Below are 6,110 nucleotides of genomic sequence, written 5' to 3'. Positions count from 1 at the left end.
ATTCACATGCAACCTGTAGCAATATAAGTTTAAAAACGTATCTTAATACAAGAAGTAATGAATTTATAATAAGTTCACTACTTCTTGTCTCTCTATCCACTTATCCAACTTATTATGTGTTTCTTCGCTTAATCTTTTTCTTTTGCCTGTTAACAGTTTTGAAAGGTTAGATGGTGATATCTCTATTTCTTTTGCAATATCTCTTAAACTACATTTATTTTCTTCTTTATATTGGAGAATCTTCTGCTGATACCAATTAATATCCCTATTTACCTGTTGCTGTTCTAATTGAGGTGATTGAATTTCTTCTGTCTCCGTATCCTGTACTTCTATCACTGGATCTTTTGCCAATGCTCCCATTAATTTATTCTTAGGGGCTATTTTTTTCTTTTGTAATAGCTCTTGCTGTAACGATACTAACTCATCAGAAGGCGTAACCGTTACTTTAAGGTTTAACCAATAATTTTCAAGCCAGTTACGCCCAGAACATTTCCCCTCATCAATCGGTGTTTGGTATTGCCATTCCTTTATTACTTCATCACGCATTAGATCATCAAGCGTTTTTTCGAATACATTCCTTATTCTTGCAGGGTTTTGCCCCATGCTTACACCCATTACACTTAGAAGACCTTTAGGACCCCCAATTGAATACGGGTGTACTAAATGCTGATAAGCTTGCTGAATTCGCCATCTCCAACTTAAATACCTAGTCAACCTTTTGTGATACCTCTGTTGTTTACTGTTGTATTCAAGAGCCTTTTTCGATAACAAACCAGTCAATTTTTCTGATCCATATAAATACTTAGATAAAAATGTTCCAGGTGCAACATTCATACTTTCAATACCTAACATTTCATCGGTATCAATATCTTTAGCAAATACTATTTCATCCATTACGAATAGTCTTCGTACTCGTTGCTTTTTATAAGCAAGTGACTCATTTGGATTCTCATCATCATTTAGTATAACTATTTCATTATCTTCGTTTACATATATAAAAATACTTGCCAGTGCAGCTAAACGCTCCATAATCTTTAAACGGTCCTCTTTACGATAATAGGACTTACCATTTCTCACCTGCTTCATACTACACATTTCTAATATTTCTTCGTAACCTATATGTACTGGACTACTTTCCGTGCTTGCTGACTTCACCCATATTTCTGTTACAATATCCAAGCAATCAGCAGTTAAATCATCCATTACACGATCAACAAAAGTAGAATCAACTAATGTATTCCATCTATTTAACTCCCCTGCGCCTCTTAATTTCATATCACCATCATTAAAACGTGAAGATACCACAACAAGGCTATTACTCTTATCTGGTAGCTCAGCAATATGGGCATTCAATTCCTTATCTTCTGTAAAATTATTTTTTGCAATTGTGTCTGTTAAATGGTACATAAAACCAGCACTACTATGTTCGATGAAGCTCTGCTGCTCCTCTGTATGTTTTTTTTCTTGTTTTTGTTTCACTAAAAGAATTTCAAATTCTTTTTCTATATCATTAGCAAGTAATTCAAATACTTCTGGTCGGTATCCTTCTATTTGAGCAACAATTTCCATAATACCAACACCTTGGGATTCCTTATACGATATCCAATTTGCAAATTTTTTAAAGGAGACAGATGTGTACATAGGATCCTCTAAATAACTAACATCGCTATTAATTAACGTACAAAGTCCTCTCCATTTATTAAAGATTCGTTCGTTATTTTCTATATTTTGAAATAGTGGGTATGCCACTAATAATGTACTTTGAAACAATTGTTTTAACTGATCCATATTCTCCTCCTATTCACCTAATATGGTGCGCATACTTATTTATGTACTAATTCTTCTTTTGAATTATCTGCTAATAATTTCAATAAATTTACACATCGCTCTTTAATTTCTTTTGAACGCATTAAATAAACTATAATTTTTTTTATTTCTTGTTTCTGTTCCGGTGATAATTCTGATACCAACGAAGGATGCATTATGTGAATATGTATATATCTCAAAAAATTATCGCTCATAGCATATTTTTTTATTTCTTGTATTACATTTTCCTTCTCATAAATAGATGGAAGGGACTTATCTCTGTATTTTGCTATAAACGAGTATACTATCCCGTCTACAGGTACGTAATCATTATTAAAGTTTTCTTCAAACCTCTTTATAAGGCTTCTCATTCTGTTAACCACTAGCGCATTAGAATTATTTAAAGCATCACATAAATACATTAAATCTAAAATTAACATATTTGCAGTATCTTTGAAATTAACATTCTCGTGCAACCTTCCATGCGCTGCTGTATTTCTTAACTCAATAAAATCATACTTAAAATATTCATGACATTTGAACCGTCTATCTTTTTTTACTATCTCTTCTATTTTTCTATCCAAAGAGGTACGTTCTATATTTGCTGAAGAAACCCCTAACTCAATACAATAATCATATATTATCCCCTCAATTTGAAGAGGTATAATCTGGCAGAATAATTCCATCATATCTTCTTTATAAATTTCTATTGCTTGTTTAAGCATTCCTCTCTTATTAAGTACATGGTTTTCCTCTATAAGAGATAATATTTTATTGTCAATTTCATGTGTAATTATATATCTATCCACACGTTCATTAAATTCATCTTTATTATTACTGTGTAGAAGTTTCAATTCATTTCGCTCCTGTAACGTAATAAATTCAAATTTATAATTCAATCCATCAAAAACTGACATTTCATATTCTTCTTCCCTACCTCTAAAAGCATATCGAATCGGTAACATTTGATTAAAACTACCGGAGCTAGGAAATCCATTTGGTTTACCCCAATCTTTTACTTCTTTATATATACATGAATTGATTTCCCCTGTCATATATTCACATATCTCATCTTTCGCCTTATAAAGCTTTTCAGCTAAGTATTGATACTTTTTCTTTTCATATCTATCAATATCTTTAACTTGCTGTTTTGATTCATATTCTTGGATCATAAATTTAATTTTTCTTAAATCCTTCATTACAAGAAAAACCTCATGGTTAAAACATTCATAAGGCTCTTTATCCTCTTTAATTCCCATTATGTTATGAGCTACAAATAGATAGATTTCTTCTTCATCTGGTAACTGTTTTAATTTATAACCATATTTCTCACAAATTATTTTAGTGACTTCTTCTTTGTTTAAATTACATACATCGATTTCAAGAACATTATTTAGAAAGTGTCGTGCAAGTTGAGTCTTATTCACACTGAAAAATATACCATTGTCTATTAGCTTATAATTAACTTCTTCTATTCTTTGATCCATTCTCAATTCCCCTTATAAATGTTTTTAAAAAATTCCTCTTAATATTTTCTCCTGTATATTTAATCATACCTTGCTAATTTTTCAGATTCAATTTGTATTGTTTCCTCTTTTTCAGAGGAAACACTTTTCCCAAGTTACGCGTATAACGAAAAAAGAGGAAACACCTGCAACCAAACAAACTACTTTTGGGAAACAAATTTCTTCTTAATACACAAAACAGGAAACACTTTTCCCAAGTCGCGCGCGTAATTTTTTTATGACCATTCCGATAATCCTTTTATATAAACAGTTCTACCGTATTATCATTTTTTCAAAACATAAATAAACTCTATTTTTTTCCCAAGTCACGCGCGTAAAAAAACGGAAAACAGGAAACATTTTTCTCAAGTCACGCGCGTAACTAAAGAACAATGAATACAAAATGCGATTATATCAAGGCTTATTGTGATTTCCCTGTTTCCTCTAGCATTAAAACAGGAAACATATTTTCACAAAAGTTGCACGTGAAATTTTTTATAACTTTTTTTTGAAGCCTTGTATATCAAGGGTTTAGCAAGTGTTTCCTCTTTTTAAAAACTCTCTTAAAGGGCGCGTTTTTACAAAATTCGTTTTGATATAATCAAAATTGGTATATTTTATAGTCTTTTGGCATATATTTCTGAATTTGTAGAACGGAGGTGAAAAAGATGGGGAAATCATTTGTAATACGAAATCAACGTAGCTTAAATGGGGAAACAACCAATGCTGTATTAGTAACACTAAAATCTTGGCAAAAGTTTGTGGAAACATTTGAGGAGAAATACTACAGCTATAAAGATACATATTTAGAAGATATTCTGCAGCACATGACATATGAAGAACGTATTGCTGACGTAGAAGGATTTGTCGAAAAAGCCAAACCATCTTTTTCACGTCGCGCAATGTCTGCACTTGCAGAAAAAACGGGAAGAAAGCATAAATTATACGGTATTACGAATGCTGATCTCGAAGTTTTCTTATATCTGCATAAGAAATGCTTTACTAATGGTGTCATTCCAAATGTAACAATACATATGATGTGGGAAGATTACAAGCAATATAAAGAAGAATTTGCTTATATCCAACACTCTCAATTCTATATTGCATTAAAGAAATTAAACTTACATAACATAATCTCTATTGAAAATGGCTTAGATGGCCGATATACAATCAAACTGACTCATTTTCTGAATGAGGAAACAGAAAAAGCAAATCCGTACGTATATATTAGTCCTGTTGTATTTACAAAGGATTTCTTTAAGCTATCTGTAGCAGCTAAGAAATTATTCTTAGACATTGCGATGCAACAACATACGGAAACAACATTAAAGCGTTCTTTGGACAAGCAGGACGAAAGAGGAAACAAAACTCACTTCGGTGGGATGTATCGTTTCTTACATAAAAAATATCCGCATCAGATTCGTGCGGTTATCGAGGAATTAACAACTGCATTACCATGTACGGGGAATCCCCTATTCAAAATTTGTAAAATGCAAAAAGGTGTAAAGCATACAAAACGATATACGACATTATATCTGTCTATCCATTCAGACTTCTTATGTTCGAAAGAAGCTGGAGAAGAACAACATAGGGATCCATTTACACCAAAAGCTACCTATGCTCGAAAAGCGAAATTTATCGAAGCAGTCCTACAAGAGATGAATATCGGTGAATTGTCTGCAGACATGAATAAATTCATTCATGTATTAAAGCATACTTGTCACCGTCAAATTCGCAGTGTCATTCGCGGACTACGTGACATGGTTGATCGAAAAGAAGGATATCCAACGAAAATTGTATATACATTGAAGAAATTATTGCATCAAACATCTCAATATCAAATTCTCGATACAGCAGCAAAAGAAGGTATCTACCCTCTTATTGCGCAGCATATACCAAAAGAGAGAAATAGTGACCGTGAGCAAGCTGTCTTTAATTTTGGTCTACATTATTCTATGTACTCTCTTCATAACATTAAGAAGATGTTTAAGAATGTGCATGCACTACTGAAGCAGAAATTTGCAGTACCAGTGACGGAAGAGTCTTATCACCGTAATTATCTAAAATACCAGGAAGAAACGTTATTTAGAAAATATGCATATGATCAGGGTGTTAATCTCCATGCATATATCGCTTTAGAAATTGAAATGCGTGAAAAACTAAAAGTTCGTGGTCATAAAGAACGCACGATTCCAAGTGATGTTCGTGAATGGTTTATCGAGGCAATTGATAAGCTGCCACAAGAAAAACTTCGTGTTATTGAACTACCAAAACAGTTTAATTTACTAGAGTTTATGCGTACCTTCGAACGTTTAGTACGTGCTGGAGTAACAATAACAGCTCCAGATCAGGTGCTAAACGCAATGGAAATAAAATAATAGTAATGAGCTCTCTATTTTTGAAAAAATCGAAAGTGGAGGGCTATTCGTGTTTGTTTCATTAACACCCCTTTCCTACTACTCTATTTATACATACCAAATCAGAAGGACTTCATGTAAAATGGAGTCTTTTTTTATGCAATTCTATACAAATTCGATTCTAGCAATATATTACTCTCCACATAACGTCAGGGAGTATTCTTCTAATCTATTAAAACCTATCTTATAATACCTACAAAAAATCATAAGGAAAATTATAAAAATAGTGGATATGCGGACAAATATGATTTGATGTGAATATAATCTTTCTAAAATCATTGTAATTACTACTGTTGTTGTGTTTATCTAATAAAAATCATCAATAAAAATGTGAGTTATGTGGAAATACTGAGTAATGTTAACAAATAGCACACTAAACTGG

General features: G+C 32.2%; 3 protein-coding genes. 1 reads left to right on the top strand and 2 read right to left on the bottom strand.

Going from position 1 to position 6,110, the window contains the following annotated elements:
- Positions 1-63: 63 nt before the first annotated feature.
- Together MR170_RS21385 and MR170_RS21380 are read right to left on the bottom strand one after the other, a co-directional pair.
- Positions 64-1,788: a helix-turn-helix domain-containing protein gene (locus MR170_RS21385; RefSeq protein ID WP_242309192.1), complete on the bottom strand. Its 1,725-nt coding sequence runs from the start codon at positions 1,786-1,788 to the stop codon at positions 64-66.
- A gap of 35 nt (positions 1,789-1,823) precedes the next feature.
- Positions 1,824-3,293, bottom strand: a complete 1,470-nt coding sequence (locus MR170_RS21380) for a hypothetical protein (RefSeq protein WP_242309190.1) — start codon at positions 3,291-3,293, stop codon at positions 1,824-1,826.
- A 686-nt stretch (positions 3,294-3,979) separates the two neighbouring features.
- On the opposite strand from MR170_RS21380, the gene MR170_RS21375 reads away from it, so the two are divergent.
- Positions 3,980-5,689, top strand: a complete 1,710-nt coding sequence (locus MR170_RS21375) for a hypothetical protein (RefSeq protein WP_242309188.1) — start codon at positions 3,980-3,982, stop codon at positions 5,687-5,689.
- The last annotated feature ends 421 nt before the right edge of the window (positions 5,690-6,110 follow it).

The sequence above is a fragment of the Bacillus cereus group sp. BfR-BA-01524 genome, from assembly GCF_022662595.1.
GTDB classification, from domain to species: Bacteria; Bacillota; Bacilli; order Bacillales; family Bacillaceae_G; genus Bacillus_A; species Bacillus_A thuringiensis_S.
The sequence above is the reverse complement of the archived record's forward strand: the minus strand, read 5'-3'. Positions and strand labels throughout refer to the sequence as shown.

Excerpts from the sequence above, each read along its gene's own strand:
- MR170_RS21385 (WP_242309192.1), bottom strand. The coding sequence starts at position 1,788 with ATGGATCAGTTAAAACAATTGTTTCAAAGTACATTATTAGTGGCATAC.
- MR170_RS21380 (WP_242309190.1), bottom strand. The coding sequence starts at position 3,293 with ATGGATCAAAGAATAGAAGAAGTTAATTATAAGCTAATAGACAATGGT.
- MR170_RS21375 (WP_242309188.1), top strand. The coding sequence starts at position 3,980 with ATGGGGAAATCATTTGTAATACGAAATCAACGTAGCTTAAATGGGGAA.